The 18,288-nt window shown below is 42.0% G+C and carries 15 protein-coding genes; 11 read left to right on the plus strand and 4 right to left on the minus strand.

All coding sequences use genetic code 11. The annotated features are described in order from the left end of the window. Positions 1-32 precede the first annotated feature (32 nt). From V6C11_RS13065 to V6C11_RS13110, 10 genes are all read left to right on the plus strand, one after another. Positions 33-2,843: a YfhO family protein gene (locus V6C11_RS13065; protein ID WP_333531619.1), complete on the plus strand. Its 2,811-nt coding sequence runs from the start codon at positions 33-35 to the stop codon at positions 2,841-2,843. A 27-nt stretch (positions 2,844-2,870) separates the two neighbouring features. Beyond that, positions 2,871-3,860 carry a GDP-mannose 4,6-dehydratase gene (locus tag V6C11_RS13070; protein WP_333531620.1) on the plus strand — a complete coding sequence of 330 codons (990 nt, stop codon included), beginning with the start codon at positions 2,871-2,873 and terminating at the stop codon, positions 3,858-3,860. 13 nt (positions 3,861-3,873) lie between these two features. Beyond that, positions 3,874-4,578, plus strand: coding sequence for a sugar phosphate nucleotidyltransferase (locus V6C11_RS13075; protein ID WP_333531621.1), 705 nt, complete (start codon positions 3,874-3,876; stop codon positions 4,576-4,578). Beyond that, positions 4,578-5,477 (plus strand): NAD-dependent epimerase/dehydratase family protein, encoded by a 900-nt coding sequence (locus tag V6C11_RS13080; protein WP_333531622.1) that lies wholly within the window; start codon positions 4,578-4,580, stop codon positions 5,475-5,477. Before V6C11_RS13075 ends, V6C11_RS13080 begins: the two co-directional genes overlap by 1 nt. Positions 5,478-5,489: 12 nt before the next feature. Continuing rightward, complete coding sequence (locus V6C11_RS13085) at positions 5,490-6,425, plus strand: glycosyltransferase family 2 protein (protein WP_333531623.1); 936 nt, start codon at positions 5,490-5,492, stop codon at positions 6,423-6,425. 37 nt (positions 6,426-6,462) lie between these two features. Continuing rightward, positions 6,463-6,795 (plus strand): EamA family transporter, encoded by a 333-nt coding sequence (locus tag V6C11_RS13090; RefSeq protein ID WP_333531624.1) that lies wholly within the window; start codon positions 6,463-6,465, stop codon positions 6,793-6,795. Between the two features lie 33 nt (positions 6,796-6,828). Next, positions 6,829-7,944 (plus strand): glycosyltransferase family 4 protein, encoded by a 1,116-nt coding sequence (locus V6C11_RS13095; protein ID WP_333531625.1) that lies wholly within the window; start codon positions 6,829-6,831, stop codon positions 7,942-7,944. A gap of 13 nt (positions 7,945-7,957) precedes the next feature. Continuing rightward, on the plus strand, positions 7,958-9,100 hold the full coding sequence (locus V6C11_RS13100) for a glycosyltransferase (protein WP_333531626.1): 1,143 nt from the start codon (positions 7,958-7,960) through the stop codon (positions 9,098-9,100). Further along, a complete protein-coding gene (locus V6C11_RS13105; RefSeq protein WP_333531628.1) occupies positions 9,069-10,439 on the plus strand; it encodes a phosphomannomutase in 1,371 nt (456 codons plus the stop codon). Before V6C11_RS13100 ends, V6C11_RS13105 begins: the two co-directional genes overlap by 32 nt. A 637-nt stretch (positions 10,440-11,076) precedes the next feature. Further along, positions 11,077-13,599, plus strand: a complete 2,523-nt coding sequence (locus V6C11_RS13110; protein WP_333531630.1) for a DUF4214 domain-containing protein — start codon at positions 11,077-11,079, stop codon at positions 13,597-13,599. Positions 13,600-13,741: 142 nt separating this feature from the next. Here V6C11_RS13110 and xerA read toward each other — a convergent pair whose 3' ends face one another. Further along, entirely contained in the window at positions 13,742-14,620 is an 879-nt protein-coding gene (xerA, locus tag V6C11_RS13115) for a site-specific tyrosine recombinase/integron integrase (RefSeq protein WP_333531631.1), read from the minus strand. Between the two features lie 59 nt (positions 14,621-14,679). Here xerA and V6C11_RS13120 point away from each other — a divergent pair, with 59 nt between their 5' ends. Beyond that, positions 14,680-15,612: a tyrosine-type recombinase/integrase gene (locus V6C11_RS13120; protein ID WP_333531632.1), complete on the plus strand. Its 933-nt coding sequence runs from the start codon at positions 14,680-14,682 to the stop codon at positions 15,610-15,612. Positions 15,613-16,327: 715 nt separating this feature from the next. Here the strand turns inward: V6C11_RS13120 and V6C11_RS13125 are convergent. From V6C11_RS13125 to V6C11_RS13135, 3 genes are all read right to left on the minus strand, one after another. Next, positions 16,328-17,266: a hypothetical protein gene (locus tag V6C11_RS13125; protein ID WP_333531634.1), complete on the minus strand. Its 939-nt coding sequence runs from the start codon at positions 17,264-17,266 to the stop codon at positions 16,328-16,330. Positions 17,267-17,305: 39 nt separating this feature from the next. Next, positions 17,306-17,473 (minus strand): hypothetical protein, encoded by a 168-nt coding sequence (locus V6C11_RS13130; protein ID WP_333531635.1) that lies wholly within the window; start codon positions 17,471-17,473, stop codon positions 17,306-17,308. Between the two features lie 364 nt (positions 17,474-17,837). Then, a partial coding sequence (locus V6C11_RS13135) for an Ig-like domain-containing protein (RefSeq protein WP_333531636.1) occupies positions 17,838-18,288 on the minus strand: 451 nt, incomplete at its 5' end.

Below are 18,288 nucleotides of genomic sequence, written 5' to 3' on the forward strand. Positions count from 1 at the left end.
AATTTATTAATAATAAACAGAAGGGATGATCCATGAACAGACAAATAAGCACCCTAGAAACACCCTGTTGGAAAAAAAGAATAACGATAGTATTTTCAGTAATGGGCTTTTATACATTGTTATTCGTGCTGTTCTTTTCCCCGGCCTTCCTTTCTGGAAAGTTATTGGCACCCGGGGATGGCATAATTCAGTATGTTGCGGCATTTTACTGGGGTTTAGATCTTTGGAATCCTTATCTTCTATCCGGGGTACCACAATTTGCAGATCCCCAGGCCATGATGTGGTATCCCCCGAGGATTATTTTTCAAAATCTATCCTGGAATGCCTTTGTCCTCTTTGCTTATGTCGTTGCAGGCAGTTGCACCTTTGGTTATGCCTATAAATTAACTAGAAATATTTATGCCTCTCTGATGGCGGGGGTAATCTATAGCATGAGCGGCTTCTTTATGGCCCATTTAGGTCATGCGACCATCATCCACGGGGCTGCCTGGTTTCCCTTAATACTCTGGGGGCTGGAAGAACTCAGAGAAAAATATACTGCCAAATGGTTTGTTATTACCGCCTGTGCGGTTGCCCTGTGTACCCTGGCAGGTCATCCGCAAATAACAACCTATGTTATGGGGCTGGCCGGTTTATATGTAATAACGATGGCCTGGGACAGTAAAGGAAGATTGCACTGGAAATATCTAATGCTATCGGGAGCAATTGTAATCATTGGCATATTATTAGCCTTTATTCAATTACTTCCCAGTGCTGAATTTGCCTCCCTGAGTATGAGGTCAAAGATGGATTATCCTACCTTTGTCACCTATGCTCTCCCGGCTTTGCAATCCCTTATGCTTTTCTTTCCCTTTCTCTTCGGAGGACTCCCCAACGAGCTTAACATCTATCCCTACTATGGGGTATCCAACATGACCGAATTAAGCGGCTATCTGGGGTGGTTGCCCTATTTCTTAACAGGTGCATACCTATTGAGTGGGGCTAAAAGAAGCAGGTTGTTAATATTCTGGCTAGTGGTGGCAATAGTTTCCGGCCTACTGACTTTGGGGGATGCTACTCCCTTGGCCAAGATAATGTTTCAAATACCCGGCTACAATCTATTTCGTGCACCGGCCAGGCATTTGATAGAACTAACCATGGCCCTAAGCATATTAGCCGCCTTGGGCCTGAAAACACTAATGGAAATACAGCCTAGCAGGTCCTTTACAAAAAGGGTGGCCTATTTAGGAACAGCCTTTGTGATTTTCATACTGGGCTTAGTGATTATAAAACAAGGAAAAATTGCCAGTGTTGCAAATGAACAGGGTATTACGTCCTTTTCACTTGCCCCCTGGGAAAATGTCTCCATCACCATTCAACTTATAATGGCACTGATTTCGCTGATTATTTTGGTTTGGTACAGTAAATTGACCAGGAAAAAAGCTGCTGCTGTGGTTATGATATTGCTGCTAATTATAGATTTAGGCAGCTTTGGTTGGTTTTATGAGTGGAAATACTGGTCACCTCCGGCAAAGGTGCTAGAATTAAACAAAGGGCTTATCGAACCGGGCTATCAACGGGTGGCACCCCTTGAAGGCTATGGGACCGGAGTTTTGGAGGTAAAACCAAATATTTCACAAACCGTGGCAACCTACAATATGAGTGGCTATGGTCCCCTTGTACTCAATAAATATCATGAATTGACAGGGGTATGGCCGGATGGTTCCTTCAATGATAACGTTCTGAAAAAGAATAACCGGGTGCTGGACATACTGGCCGTTAAACACCTGTATGCCTACGATCCTACTTTGGCAAAAACCAATGAATTATGGGCACCTCAGGAGTTAGGTGTTGTTCTAAACCATGAAAACAACGCAAATTCCTTTGTTATTCCCAACTTGGCAGTAAATCGCCTGTCCATGGTAGGTTCCTTGGCCAACTCCCTGGCAGTTCAAGATAAGGAACCAGTTGCCGAGGTGGAAATCTTATTTGCAGATAACTCTAAACAAACCTTGCAGATTCTGGCAGGCAGGGATCTAAGCGAATGGGCCTACGACCGTCAAGATGTCAAGGCTGCCATCAAACACAGCAGGGCCCAAATATTTCAGAGCTTCTCAGCAACGGACGATGCGGGTGGCTCCTTTCAAGGTCATCAGTATCTATGCCAGTTGGATTTAAACGAAACCAAGACGATTAAAGGAATTAACCTAAAGAGAGTGGCAACCTCTGATGTGAAGTTAGATATGTTTCGACTGAGTCTGTCTAACACCATCGAAGGTCAAAATTGGCCAGTGACAATGGGAAACAGTGAATTGGCTGATGGCACCCGGTGGCACCTTGTCCAAAAAATAGGTGACATTAATGTATACGAAAACCACCATGCAATGCCCATGGCCTGGATTGTAGGGGAAATTAACGAAATACCAAAGGATTCCCTCCTGGTCGCCTTGAAAACGGGGAATTTACCGGATGGCAGCACCTATAACCCAGCTACCATGGCTTTAGTGGAGCCTGGTTCACATATTCCGGCAACGGAAAGCCACCCTGGTATAAAATCAAGTGTAGAAATTATTCAAGCCAATAAGGATGCCATTAAACTAAAGGCAAACCTGACAAAACCAGGATTGTTAGTGGTTAGCAACATTTACTATCCCGGCTGGCAAGCCTATGTAAACGGTAAAAAGACCTCGGTCTATGAGGTGAATTATGCACTGCAGGGAATTCATCTTCCGGCTGGAAATCAGTCAGTGGAATTTAAGTTTGCACCCAAATCCTTTACCTATGGAAAATACATAACCATCGGTGCAGCATCCATCTTAGCTTTAGTAGTTCTTGTTCCTTTGTTTAGAAGAAATAATCGATAAACTGGTTTGCCTAAGGAGGCGCAATGAATGACATTTGAGGGTAAAAAGATTTTAGTAACAGGTGCAGGGGGATTTATTGGCAGTCATTTAACAGAAGAACTTGTCAAAATGGGGGCAGAGGTAACAGCCATGATTCACTATAACTCCAACAACAGTTGGGGTAATCTGGAGTGGCTAGACCCCAGGGTGAAGGACCAGTTGAAGGTTATCCCGGGGAATATCGAGGATGCTCATTTTGTCCATAAAGTAACCAGGGGACAGGATATTGTTTTCCATCTGGCAGCCCTCATTGCCATACCCTATTCCTACGATGCTCCTTTGAACTATGTAAGGACCAATGTAGAAGGGACCACCAATATCATGCATGCATGCATGGAAAATCAAGTTTCCAAGGTTGTGCATACATCTACCTCAGAAACCTATGGCACAGCTATTTATGCTCCCATTGACGAGAAACACCCCTTGCAGGGTCAATCACCATATTCTGCCACCAAAATTGGTGCTGATAAAATTGCGGAAAGCTACTACCTTTCCTTTGGCTTGCCGGTAGCTACCATCCGACCCTTTAATACATTTGGACCAAGACAGTCTGCAAGGGCGGTCATACCCACCATTATCAGCCAAGGCCTGGCCGAAAAACACATAAAACTAGGCTCCCTAACACCTGTCAGGGACTTAAACTATGTCAAGGACACGGTCCAAGGATTCCTAAAAATAGCACAGTCTGCCAACTCCATTGGACAGGTTATTAATGTGGGTCAGGGCCAAGGGATTACCATTGGTGAACTGGCACAAAAGATTCTGCAGGTGATGGGGGTTGACAAACCCATCGTAACGGACCCGGAAAGAATAAGGCCAGAAAAAAGTGAAGTATTTAAACTTATCTGCGATCATAGCAAGGCAAAGGAACTAGTGGGTTGGGAACCCAGCTACACGCTGGAACAGGGGCTTATAGAAACTGTGGAATTTGTAACAAAGAATATCAATCTTTTCAAAACCAATATCTACAATAAATAAAGGGGATAGACCTATGAAGGCTGTAATACTTGCGGGCGGTAAAGGCACCAGATTAAGACCCTATACAACCTGTATACCCAAGCCTTTAATGCCCATTGGCGATTTGCCCATTCTGGAAATCGTCTTAAAACAACTGAAAAAGCATGGTTTTGATAATATCACCATTACAGTGGGGCATTTGGCTCATCTTATACAGGCTTTCTTTCAGGACGGTGCAAACCTGGGGCTTAACATCAAATATTCTTTTGAGGACAGACCCTTGGGAACCGCAGGTCCCCTTTCTTTGTTTATTCATGAGCTGGAAGATGATTTTTTGGTTATGAATGGTGACTTGCTGACAACCTTAAATTATCGAAAAATGTATAAATACCATAAGGAAAACGGGGCAGCTGCCACCATTAGCTTGTATAAAAGGGAAGTAAAGATCGACTTTGGTGTTATTAATACCGAACAAAATATGCTAGTTAACTATATAGAAAAACCAACCTACTCCTTTGAAGTGAGTATGGGGGTCAATATTCTAAACCCTCATATTATTAAAGAATACATTACCCCTAACGAGAGATTGGATATGCCCGAATTAATGTTAAGACTAAAAGAAAACGGTGAAAGGGTAATTTGCTTTAGGGATGATTGCTACTGGTTGGATATTGGCAGAATAGACGATTATCAGAGGGCAGTGGAAATCTTTGAAGAAAAGAAAGAGGATTTTTTATAATGCCAAAGGCACTTATTACAGGGGTAAACGGGTTTCTTGGCAGCCATTTAAAGACATTCCTAACCCAACAAAATATTGAGGTATTCGGCCTTGGACGCAATATTTCCGGGGATAACAATTATTACCGACTGGATCTGTCAGAGAAGGAAAAATTACTGGAATTACTACAGGAGATTCAACCCGAGTACATTTTTCATACTGCGGGCATAATATTCTCCCGTCAGATACAAGATTATTATTTTACCAATGTCATAGGAACAATCAATTTGCTGGAAGCTGTGGTCAGACTGCAATATAAACCAAGAGTGCTCTCCATCGGCACCAGTGCCGAGTATGGATCTATTCATCAGGCAGACTTACCTTTGCTTGAAGATTATATTGAGAGGCCGTACAATCATTATGGCATCAGCAAATTGGCCCAAACCAAAGTGTGTCTAGAATATGGTAGAAAATTTAACCTTCCCATATCTATCGCACGTATCTTTAACTTATTAGGGAGCGGAATTTCTCAGCAACTGGCAGTGGGTTCCTTTGTCCAACAAATCAAAGCATGCTCCGATGGCGGCACGATTGAAGTTGGAAATCTTTCGGCAGCCAGGGATTATCTGGATGTTCGGGATGCGGCAAGGATGCTTTGGCAGATTGTCAATCACAGCAACAGTTGTGAGATATTTAATGTATGTTCAGGCAAAGCAGTAACCATGCAGTATATTCTGCAAAACATGATTAAAATATCTGGCAAAAAGGTAACCATTGAACAGGACCTCTCAAGAATGAAACCCATTGATCTGCCAATGCACTATGGGTCCAATAAAAAAATACGAAAGTTGTTTGGCAAGCCGGTTACTTTTACTTCCCTGGAAGAATCCTTGCAAACAATGCTGAACTACGAAAAATAAGGTGATATTAAAATGAAAGCAGTAAGTATTGTATGCCCTGTCTACAATGAAGAGGAAGGAATACAAAGATTCTATAATGAACTTAAAAAGGTCACTTCTCGGATATTAGGATACGACTTTGAATTTGTCTTTGTGGTGGACAAATCCAGGGATAAAACCTGGAAAATTCTCAGCGGTCTGGCTGAGGAGGATACCAGCCTTAAACTGCTTTTATTGTCAAGACGGTTTGGTCATCAAATGTCCCTAGTGGCCGGTATTGACCAGTGCAGGGATGCAGATGCCATTATTATGATGGATTCGGACCTCCAACATCCACCAGCCCTCATACCAGAGATGCTCAAGAAATATGAACAGGGCTATGAAATTGTTTATACCATCCGGGACGATTCGGAAAACATTGGCTTCATCAAAAGAAATGTTTCAAAGGCGTTTTATAATTTGATTAACCGCATCTCCGATGTAGAAGTCCATGCCAGCTCATCGGATTTTAGATTGATTTCCCGTAAGGTTGCCGAGATTTTCAGAAAAGAAATAAGGGAACCCAACCAATTCCTAAGGGGACTCTTTTCTTGGGTAGGATTTAACTCTACGGCTATTCAATTTACAACAGAAAAAAGGGAGTTTGGCCGTAGCAAATATAATTTAAAGACCATGATAAGATTAGCCCTGGCAGGAGTACTATCCTTTTCTACCGTTCCCCTGCGTCTGGCCATTTCAATGGGGCTTGTCATTGCCATGGCCAGCTTTGCCTTTGGTGTCTATTACTTAATTAAATACTTTACCTTTGGGATCTCTGTTACCGGCTGGACTTCCCTGGGACTGTTAATATCCTTTCTGGGTGGGTTGCAACTGGTATTCCTGGGGGTCATAGGGTTATATATCGGCGGCATCTTTGAAGCTGTAAAAAACAGGCCCCTTTATCTTGTGGAAGCTAAAAAAAACTGTTAGTCACGTAGTATAAGTGATTAAAACGTTAGGAGTAAAAATGAACTGGTATTTAGTAATACTCTATCTGATAGCCAATACATTAGGGGTATACCTGGTAAAAGCAGGCTTCAATCAAATTAGTATTAATGGCAATTATTTAAATGGACGACTTTTCTTGGGAGCAAGCCTCTATGTGGTGAGCTTTTTCATCTGGATGATAATCCTCAAAAGCAGCAACCTATCCACCACATATCCAGTGGTGGTAAGCCTAAGCATTATCTTTGTAGCCACCTGTGGTTATGTGTTATTACATGAAACAGTTACCCAACGCCAAGTGCTGGGTATTGCCATGGTTATTATGGCCATATTCCTAATTCAGGGTAAAGGGTAAAATAGCAAATAAACAACAAGGATGGATAGCCTGGTGAAGGTTTTAATCGATGGCAACACTTTAGGAAATAATAGGGCGGGTATTGGTAACTATACATATTGTTTATTGCAGGAGATAGGGCGTCTCTGTCCGGAGGATATCTCTATCTCTGTGGCCATACGAAAAAAGGTATGGCATACAATTCCCGGGGAACTTAACTTTAAGGGCATTGCTATGATAAGATCCGGGGAAAGAAGCTTTGCCAAGTATTTGCCCTTTGCTACTCCTGACTACAGGGGACACGATCTCTACCATGAACCCAATTATGTACCCAGAGCATTCTCCGGCAAGACCGTCATCACCATACATGACATGTCACACCGGCTTTTTCCACAGTATCACCCCTGGAAGCGGGTGCTGAAGCTAAAATATTATGAGCGAACCATGAGGCGAGCGACAAAAATCATTACCGTATCCCAAAACTCAAAAAACGAGATTCTTGATATCCTAAAGGTACCAGAGGAAAAGGTTGCCGTAATCTACGAAGGTGCCCTTGATATATACCGACCCTTGAAGCTTTCAGAACCTTTAACAGGAGAAGTTCGGGAATTATACAAATTACCCGAGCAATTTATACTTTATGTAGGAACCATTGAGCCTAGAAAAAATCTGGCCCGACTCATAGAAGCCTTTTGGATGTATAAACAGCAGAGGAAAAGCTCCGGGGTAAAATTGGTTCTTGCAGGGGGAAAGGGCTGGCTATACGAAAATATTTTTAACCGGGTCAGGGAACTAAAAATGGAAAAGGATGTTCACTTTACTGGCTATGTTAATGACGAACATTTACCGCTATTGTATAATATGGCACTGGCCTTTGTATACCCCTCCATTTATGAAGGCTTTGGCTTACCGCCTTTGGAAGCGATGTCCTGCGGCACACCGGTCATTACCTCCAATACCTCATCACTGCCAGAGGTGGTTGGAGATGCCGGGATACGGGTGAATCCCCATCAAACTGAACAACTGGCTGAGGCAATCCATAAAGTCTTAGACACAGAAGCTGTCCGGGCAGAACTTTCCCAAAGGGCCCTGTTGCAGGCAGCGAAGTTTTCCTGGGAGAAATGCGCCAGGGAAACCCTCCAGATCTACAGAGAATGTCTAACCAACTAATTTGGAGTGGAATATGAAAATAGCGATTGTGCATGATTGGCTCACCAATATGGGTGGCGCAGAAAAAATAATACAACTGCTGCATAAAATGTATCCCGCAGCACCCATCTATACCCTGCTATACAATGGGGATAAAATGCCGGCGGATTTTCAACAGATGGATATCAAAACATCCTTTCTACAAAAACTTCCCCTAGCCAAAACAAAACACCAGCTGTATTTGCAGCTTATGCCCGCTGCCATCGAACAATTCGATCTTTCCCAATACGACATGGTGCTAAGCTCGTCCACTGCCTGTGCTAAAGGAGTGTTAACCAGGGCAGGCACCTGTCACGTCTGTTATTGCAATACACCCATGCGATATGCTTGGGATTTTTATCACGAATATCAAAAAAACAAAAACTGGTTGGCCCGGGCCTATATAGCCCACCAATTACATAAAATTAGAATTTGGGATCGTGTTGCTGCGGACAGGGTAGATTACTTTGTTGCCAACTCCAATAATGTTGCCCGGAGGATTCAAAAGCATTACCGGAGAAATGCCAAAGTGATTTATCCACCCATCAACACAGAATACTTTATCCCGGGTACCTATTCTGGCAACTATTTTTTATGTGCCGGGCGGTTGGTTGGCTACAAAAAGGTGGATCTTGCTGTCCGTACCTTTAGCCGCCTAAACCTCCCCCTAAGGATAGTCGGGGAGGGGCCGGAATACAAGGTGCTCAAAGCAATGGCAGGACCCACAGTAACCTTTTTGGGAAGGGTTCCTGACCAAGAATTGCTTAAGCTTTACCAGCAATGCAGGGCCTTTGTATTTCCAGGGGAAGAAGATTTTGGTATTGCCCCCCTGGAGGCCCAAGCTTGCGGGCGACCTGTCATTGCCTATGACCGGGGTGGGGCACTGGAAACAGTGGTAAATGGAAAAACAGGAATATTTTTTACCCAGCAAACAGAGGAAGCCCTAATCAAAGCCGTAAAGGACTTTATGGCTGTGGAGCATCAATTAAGCATCGGAGTCATAAGGAACCATGCAGAAAAATTTAGTGAAGAGAGATTTAAAGAGCAATTAGGAAATTATATAAAGGAAGCCTATCAGCAGTTTAACCAAGAAAGGCGGCAGAACGATGAATCTGGACTTATGCAGCAAGGCCTTTAAAGCCTATGATATAAGAGGGCGGGTGCCTGAAGAACTAAATGAAGCGGTGGCCTATCAAATTGGTCGAGTTTATGTGGAACTTTTTAACACCCACAGGGTGGTTGTTGGCTACGATGTTCGATTGTCCAGTCCAGATCTGGCCAGAGCCTTAAGCCATGGTCTGATGGATAGTGGTTGCGATGTCCTTGATCTTGGCCTATGTGGAACTGAGCAAATATACTTTACAACCTTCCATCAAAATTTAGATGGTGGAATTATGGTTACTGCCAGCCACAACCCCCAGGATTACAATGGAATGAAATTGGTTAGAGAAGGCGCCAGACCCATCAGCGGGGACACTGGATTGAGGGAATTAACAGCAAGGGTGATCAGGAATCTTTCGGCAGGTATCAAAGCTGCTCCAAAAACAAAGGGCACCTATCAGAAAGTGAATACAATGCAGGAGTATGTTCAGCACCTTCTTTCCTATATAAAACCGGAAAGAATAAAACCCCTTAAAGTGGTCGTGAATGCCGGTAACGGCTGTGCAGGACCCGTAATAGATCGCCTAGAAGAATATTTGCCCGTTGAATTTATTAAAATAAACCACCAACCAGATGGTCTCTTTCCCAACGGCATCCCTAACCCATTGCTGGAGGAAAATCGTGGCCCTACTTCTCAAAAAGTACGGGAAACAGGTGCAGATATTGGCATAGCCTGGGATGGCGATTTTGATCGTTGCTTCTTTTTTGATGGGCAGGGGCACTTTATTGAAGGATATTACATTGTTGGCCTTTTAGCGCAGGCTTTCTTAAAAGACAACGCAGGGGCAAAAATTATTCATGATCCGCGTTTAACCTGGAATACCATCGAATTGGTAAATCAGTATGGCGGTATCCCCGTGCAAAGCAAAACGGGGCATGCCTTTATTAAGGAACGGATGAGATTGGAGGATGCCCTCTACGGTGGGGAGATGTCAGCCCACCATTATTTTAGAGATTTTGCCTATTGTGACAGCGGTATGATACCTTGGTTATTGATATTGGAATTAATGAGTATTGAAGATAAGCCCCTGTCACAATTAATTGGCAGCCGACTGGAACATTACCCGGCCAGTGGGGAAATCAATAGCACGGTAAGCAATCCCCAGAAGGTTATGGATGAAATAGAAAAGGGCTACATTGGAACCAGTTGCAGCATTGATCGCACCGATGGCCTAAGCATGGAATTTGAGACCTGGCGTTTTAACCTGCGCATGTCCAATACCGAACCGGTCCTAAGGCTCAATGTAGAAGCAAAGAACAATGCAACCTTAATGGAAGAAAAAACAAAGGAACTTCTTAAAAAAATTCGCATTTAATAAATACTAAACCTCTTTTTTAAAAAAGAGGTTTAGTATTTATTAGATATAGTGGGAACAAATTCCTACAAAAGATCGTCTTACTAAATAAGTATCTATAAAAATAGGACTTGGTGAATAATGTCGATTGATTTAAGGATATGTTTTTGGTAAACTTGTCCTAGATGTATAATAAATGGAAATTTATTGGATAGATCATCAGATAGCATACTTATACTATATGTTCATATAAGAAAAAGGCAAAAATATTGGCATTCTTTACATAATCTAGAAGGATTTTTACTATTTTTTGTGTAATAACTATTAGTTATTGGAATAAAAGACATAAAGAATCCAGGTTGATAAATATATTAAGTAGGGTAATTGCAATTTATTGATACCAATCAACCAGCCAGCAACCTGTACTGAGACAAGAAACTTGCTATGCTACGAGCAGATTATACCTAGTTTGTTGGTAGTATAGCAAGCGCCATGGCTTGTTATGCAGATACCGCCGGCGATGTTTGTATAACATGGTATCGGAGCAAGAAAATTTTTTATACGAACCGAAAGAGGTGATAGGTAGGGAAAACAGTAGTTGTATTCATTAGTTAGTTAATGTTTCACTACATGTATTTTACAAACAGGAGGAATAGGGATGAGTTTAACTAGAAAGATTCAAAAAAACAAAAATAAAATTATTTCAGGTGTTGTAGGTTTATCGATGCTTGCTACACCTCTGGCAGGCTTTGCCGCTGATGGTGGCGACAGAACTGCTGCAGAAAATTTTGTTAATCGTATTTACACAGTAGGTCTTGAAAGACCTGCCGATGCAGATGGCTTGAAATATTGGACCGACAGATTACTGGGTGTAACCGACCCCATTAATGCTGCTGATATGGTAGATCATATCTTTGTTGGGGCGCCTGAATTCCAAAACATGAATAAGACCGATGCTCAGTTAATTGAAGTATTTTATCAAACTTTCTTCAACCGTACTGCTGACCTAGAAGGTGCTAAATTCTGGGAAAAGGAATTACATGAAAGCAGCAAGCGTGCAGTAGTAGCTAGTATGCTGGATGCTGGTGTTGAGTTCCAAAACTTCTGCGACGCAGCAGGAATTGACAGAGGCAGAATCGAACTGGATGCCGATGATAATATTCCTCACAATCCAGATCCCTGGGTTGATGAATTAATAGTTGATTCGGTAAGTGCTATTACCAAACATGTATCAAGCCTAGCAGGTACAAATGCTACAAATCCTAAGGTTCAATTAGAATTTGCTGTAAACGGTAAAACTACTGCCTCTACAGTTGCTGAATTAGAAAAAGACGGTTACACAGTAGAGTTCCAATCCACGGATAATGTTCACGTTGATGCAAAGGGTCTGTTCGACAACAGTACTGCTTCTTTAGCAGCAGGTGCAACATTCAAATATAAAGTTATCGTTAAGAAAGACAATGCTGTTGTAGCTGAGTCTGCACTGGTGACTGTAACTGTTGCTAACGCTTCAATTGTAGTTAAGCCTACTGAACTAACACTTATTGACGACAACAACGATGCTGATCTCACAGATGGCGACAACACTGTTTGGGAACTGCCCTACATTACTATGGATAACAATGATAGCGTCGAAAATAAACTTTGGGTTATTGTTTCCAAAGGTCAAAACTTTGCGGGCACTGAAATTGATGCACAGAATGCAACTTCTGGACATATTGCTAACCAAGAAAACCTCGGCAGTGCTGTGGTGACCTACACTAGCAGTAATGCTGCAGTGGCTGTTATCAGCACTCAGGGTCAAATTACTGCTGTAGCCCCTGGGACTACAACCATTACAGTTACTGTTGGAGAGGAATCCAAGACACTTGATATAGAGGTTAAAGCTGCACCAAAGGCTACTTCTATCGATGAAACCAGCATGAAACTGCAAGCTACTGAAACTTCCATCGATGTGAACCTGAATGACCAATACGGTCAAGAAATGAGAAAAGCTGTTGATACATCTAGTTGGAGTGTAGAAACCGGCAGTGATAAAACTACCGTAGTTAATCTTGCCGGTGCTTCTCTAAGTGAATCTGCTTCTGTTGTTACTATCAGTGGTCTGGTATTAGCTAAAGGCACTGATACATTAGTTATTAAAGATGCTGATGATAAAGTAATTGGTACAATAAATGTACAAGTAGTAGATGTAGCTGGTGCAGAAGTTGACAACTACAAGTTAATTGCTCCCGTTGGAGAGGATTTTGCACTGAACTTGTATCCTTCCGCACAGATTGTTGACCTTTCTGTTGAATCCTACGTTGGTGATGTAAAAGTTGGCACCTCTGCTATTGCTCCTGGCAGTATGTCCTTTGTTTCTGCTACCCCTGCTGTTGCAACTGTTGACATTAGCACTGGTGTAGTAACTGCCGTCAGTCAAGGGACCGCGGTAATCAAGCTTATGGAAGGTACATTAGTAAGAGCTACAGCTACTATTACTGTTACTAATAATACTCCTCAAATTACTGGTATTGCTTTAGCAGAGGGCAGTGATGCAGTGACCGTCGACGGTGGGGTAAGTGCAGACAACGCAGTAATTGCTGATATCTTTGATGATCTAACAATTAGCTTTGCTGCCACTACCGATGCTTTAGATGAAGATGGATCCGATGCGCTAACCGCTATTGAATTTGATAACATTTACGATGCTGATGATTACATCTCCGCTGTAACCATTACTGATGGTGATACTGCTGCCACTGCTACATCCTTTACTGTAACTGGTGCAGACAAAAACGGTACCTTAGTAATTAAAGTTAAAGAAACTTATGGCGGTGGAATTTACACCTTCCCATTAGTTGTGAAGGATGCAACTGGCCCGTCCAATGATGGTATCGCAATTACATTCAGCGACACCGATGCTGATGATGATGAAATTGGCGGAGATATTGAATTTACTAAAGCTACCAGTGAAGCAGATGTTGCAAAATATGTTGTAACTGTAAGTGATGAAGATGGTGCAGTATTTACCGAAGAAGTAGCTGCCACAGATACTGCTACCTATACCGTAACAATACCTGCTGATACTGAAGTTAAGGCTGGTACTACAGCTGTCAAAATTTCAATTGTTCCCGTAGATGCACAAGGTAATGCTGGAACCGCAGTAGAAAAAACCGATGCAACTGACGAGGTTTCATAAGATATTCTCTATATAACAGCAAAACACAAACCGTACTTTCCTTTGGGAAGTACGGTTTGTGTCATATTGGGGCAATGTCGAAACGTGACAATATTCCTAGAAATATGCAGGGCAGAAGTCCTATGTTACTGCAAAAAATTTACTATAGCTTCTCAATTGCATCTCTTAAATGATCCACCGTAGTGTGGGTATAGATAGTGGTGGCTCGAAGATTAGCATGGCCCAGTAACTTACTGATACGGAGCAAATCCACATGACCATTCTTATACAAGAATGTAGCAAAACTATGCCTAAAAACATGCGGGGTAACCCTATTTGGCTCGATGCCAGCCTTAATAGCATATTTCTTAACCATTTTTCTAACAAATTGTGTAGTCAATGGTTGTCCTTGTTTGTTAGGAAAGAGGTATGATGAAGTACTATGTCTCTTTTCTAGATACTCCTGCAAGTTTTGTTTTAAATTTCTGTGGATTGGAACGAGGCGAGATTTGCCACCTTTGCCCTTACGTACCGATAAATCCTGATACTCATGTAAATCTGATAGCTGTAAGTTAACCATTTCTGATACCCTTAGACCGGCATAATAAAGAGTAATTATCATCGTGTAATTTCGTAAGCCTTCCGGTGTATCCCGGTCAACACTTGCACAGATTCGCTCAATTTCCTCTGGCACAAGGAAACGAGGTATTTCCTCAGGTATTTTGGGGGATTTCAAGCGTTTAGCAGGATTTGATTCCAATAAGCCTTCTAAATGAGCGAAATTAAAAAATGATTTTAAAGTTGCAATATTTCTCATCATAGTACGTGATGAGTATGATTTCTCCTGTTTTGCATAGGTCAAATACTTTCTTAATGTGCTTGTATCTATATCTTTTAATAGTACGATTGAGTCGTTAGTTTTTGACAGGTATCTTAGCAAATATTTTAAGTCTTTTTTATAAGCATCAATTGTATAGGGGCTTCTCTGAACCTCAATTGTCAGATAATTAATAAATTCATCTATTGCTTCCTTAAATAACATTAAGATCACCCATCTGGTATTATGCTTAATTAGCAATAAAATATTCTTGGAGAGGTATTATGTGTAAAACAGATTATCAGGCAATAGAGACTTTGAATTGGGGAAAAGCAGTTAATATGTTTTTAATGCATCTGGAGTATGACCTCAATAGAAGCTCAGAAACAATTAGGGGATATCGCAAAGATCTATATCATTTTGGCAGTTGTATGATAGATAATCATGGACCAAAATTTATCCCCAAAAAAGTAGGTCCTATGGATATCTGGTTATATCTACGGCATCTATCTCAAGACCATAAGTACGCACCCCGAAGCAGGGCCCGTAACCTTGCATCCATTAAAAGTTTTTACAATTTTCTCAAACTGAATGACCTCATTAAAAAGGATCCTTCTCAAAATATTCAATGGCCCACTTTGCCGCAAAACGAACAACCTATTTACTTTACTGTAGAGGACTTTCACAAGATTATCAGCGTTATTGACCTAAAGGATCACAACCAGTACATATATTGGGTAATGATACATGTTCTATTTCTAACAGGCATGCGAATTAGTGAGGTCTTAAGTCTTAAATGTAAAGATGTAGATATTATTAATAAGATAATATATGTACGTGAAGGTAAAGGTAACAAGAATAGAACCATCCCTATCAGTAAATCCCTAAATCAAGTTTTGTCGGATTACTTTACCCGACATGGAGGTTCTTCAGACGCCATATTTTTTTTGTCCATGCGCTCGGATAGTGGACAAATATCACCTCAATGTATAAGAAGAATTATCAAAAAGTACTGCCATTTGGCCGGGGTGGAAAAAGCTAAACTTAGCCCCCACGTTTTTAGGCACGGATTTGCTACTACCTTATATATGGATAAAGGAGTAGATCTTCTCAGAATTGCCACTTTGTTAGGACACAGCAGTACCAGAACAACCGAAATATATGCACACACAAACGAAGATCACCTAAGAAAAGCAGTTGACTTAATTGATATTTGAACACATAGAGACATTCCTAAAAGAGAGCAATAGGAAGTTTTGCCGCAAGTAGGCTAAACTGTAGATCCAAGTATAGCCGTATTAATGATGTCCTGTGCAGCCTCCTTGGTGGTCACATCTATTACCTGATCTAGTATCCAGTCAAGTGACAATTCGCTGGTGATGTGACGTACCTTATGTTGTAGCGGTATCTGTGGAGGTTGCCCTGGCGATTTAGAAAAGTTTCGCTCTGTTTGGCCATGGATCGTAGGGATTGTGGTTCTAACAGTAGTGAGGGGGGCCATTTACTATGCAGTGGTTGACAACCTCTGGTCAGCCGTAGAGATCGGGGGAAGTTGGGCCACAGTTACTAGGCACTCTTCTGTCCCGTAGATGCGGAAGTTCCGTCAGTTGTAGTAATGGGCTACCGCACCTTTCTCGTCTGTAGCACTTTTAGGGGCTTGACTGCGGTCGGTGGGCAGTTGAACGATTGGTGAAGTACTAAGCTAGTCCGGTGAGGTGGTGGTCTGGCAGGGATCCTTCTTCTTTCTGCAAAAGATTTCTGGGATGGTGCCTAGTTCCGTCCGCCGGTTGTAGTCTGTCATGGCCGTATAACACCTTCACGTGAGACGGTACCTGGTACCTTGTGGTAAATTGTTGTTTGACAAATTTCAGGAAGGGACAGACCCCCTTCCCGAAATTCCCGGGCATTAGCGATGAGGCCGAGTGTTTTTAATTATTGTATAGATTCAAGTATGGCAGTATTAATGATATCCTGTGCTGCTTCTTTGGTGGTCACATCTATTACCTGATCTAGTATCCAGTCAAGTGCTGATTCACTGGTAATAACACGCACCTTGTGTTGCAAAGGTAATGATTCTACACCAAGACGTTTATTGAGGATCTTGCAGATGGCATCTTGAGCTTTCTCTGCTTTACCTTTATCAATACCTCTCGCTTCACCTCTCGCTTCAGCTTCGGCACGTTCTTCTTTTACCCACTCTTGGTAGATCGGTGATTCCATGATCATTTCCCTCCTTATCAGTGAGTGAATTAGTTTGCCTTCATATTTACCGCCAGCCATTATCGCCAAGGCTGCCAGTAGGTCTAGCTTAAGGGATTCATCTTTTACTTTACTTACTACGGCAATGCTTTCCTTTAGCACCTGCCTGGGTTCTTCCCTCTCTTTATCCCCTTTCATCAGTGGTAACAGGGGATAGAGCCCCACTAATTCATTATCTATGACAGTTTTTCTGAATTCTTGCCAAACTCGGATTACCTTGTAGTTGTAGTCTAGGGTGATTGACTCTCTCCAGCGGTCACTCAGTTGGTGATTCTTATTGTCGCAATGTTTGTAGAGAAAAATTACTACCTGACGGATGGGCGGAGTACCCTTACCTTGGCACAGAGTGGATTCCCAAATATCACTGCGGTACCGTAGCATTCTAGCTGGAAGTGCTACGTCAAAATAGCCCATGGGTTCAAAATTTACAAAGTAGGTTTCTTGGGGTGCCTCTACTTCAAAGACATTGTCCAGTCGGGATTCTTTCTTAGGTGCGAAGTTGGTTTGGTATTGCCTGATCCAGTCTTCCTGGGCTTTGGGTTCGACGTATCTCACCCAGTCAGTGGGCCGCCTTTGGAACAGTTGTTTGAAGGGTATGTCAGTTTTTGCCATAGGATATTTGCTCACCTTCTTAGATTATATTCTACCACATTATTCAGTTTTTCTAAGCATGGCATTATTTTTCCTGCTGGTATTTTTCAAGAAGCAGGTATTGCTAATAGTTCCATCACATTCTACTTCAATAGCATTTTGCACTTCCTTTCCAACCCCATTACTATCCGGCGTTACAGTAATGGGGTTGGAAGCAGCTATTCTCATAGCTATGTCGCTTCTATAGTATGATATATGTTTCATTATGGTACAGGAACGTATTTGGTAAATACCGCATCCTATTGTGTGACTTACTACAGAATTTAAATTAAGCAGTGAATTTTGCCAAAGTTTTGCAGTTGGTTGGCCATTAGTAAACAAAAGCCGGGCGGATCCATTTTTTTGTTATTCCCGGCCTTTATTTACTTGGCTTTCATAATAAAAAATAATGAGATAAAATCAGTCTACATAACCCTTAATGTCATTTTCTTAATACTAACTGCTGGCCTCTTTGACAATTGGTATTTTGTAGGGTTAGTCAACTAAATGGGAAAAAGCCTCTCCTAGTGAGAGACCTTTTGTTTTCGGCATGCTATTCGATTGATGTGACCTCTAGCTCATCTGTTTGTTGCCCTACAATTACCGTGACTGTTGCTTTCAGGGTCGTATCCTCAACAACCCCCTGTAGAATATACGAACCTGCCAGATTCAAATTTAAGCCGATGGTATCCCAGGAAACTGATTTTTCTCTGGATTGCCCATTGTCAAAGTTTACTGTCACTTTGTCAGGTAAGCCGACACTGGCACTCCCCGGATTTACGAATATATCCATAATTGTGTTAATTGATGTGACAGGGTGTGCTGGCATATCATCAGCAGCATCGTTTTCGATTCTACCTTGTTCAATACCGGCTTCATCACATACACTTCGGAACTCTTCACCGGCATCCAACATCCCAGCTACAATTGCCCGCTTACTAATATCATAGAGCCTTCCTTTCCAATACTCCAGACCTTCTGGATCCGGTAACCTATTAAAAAAA

Source organism: Desulfotomaculum sp. 1211_IL3151, assembly GCF_036763075.1.
In the GTDB taxonomy this organism is placed as follows: domain Bacteria; phylum Bacillota; class Desulfotomaculia; order Desulfotomaculales; family Desulfotomaculaceae; genus Desulfotomaculum.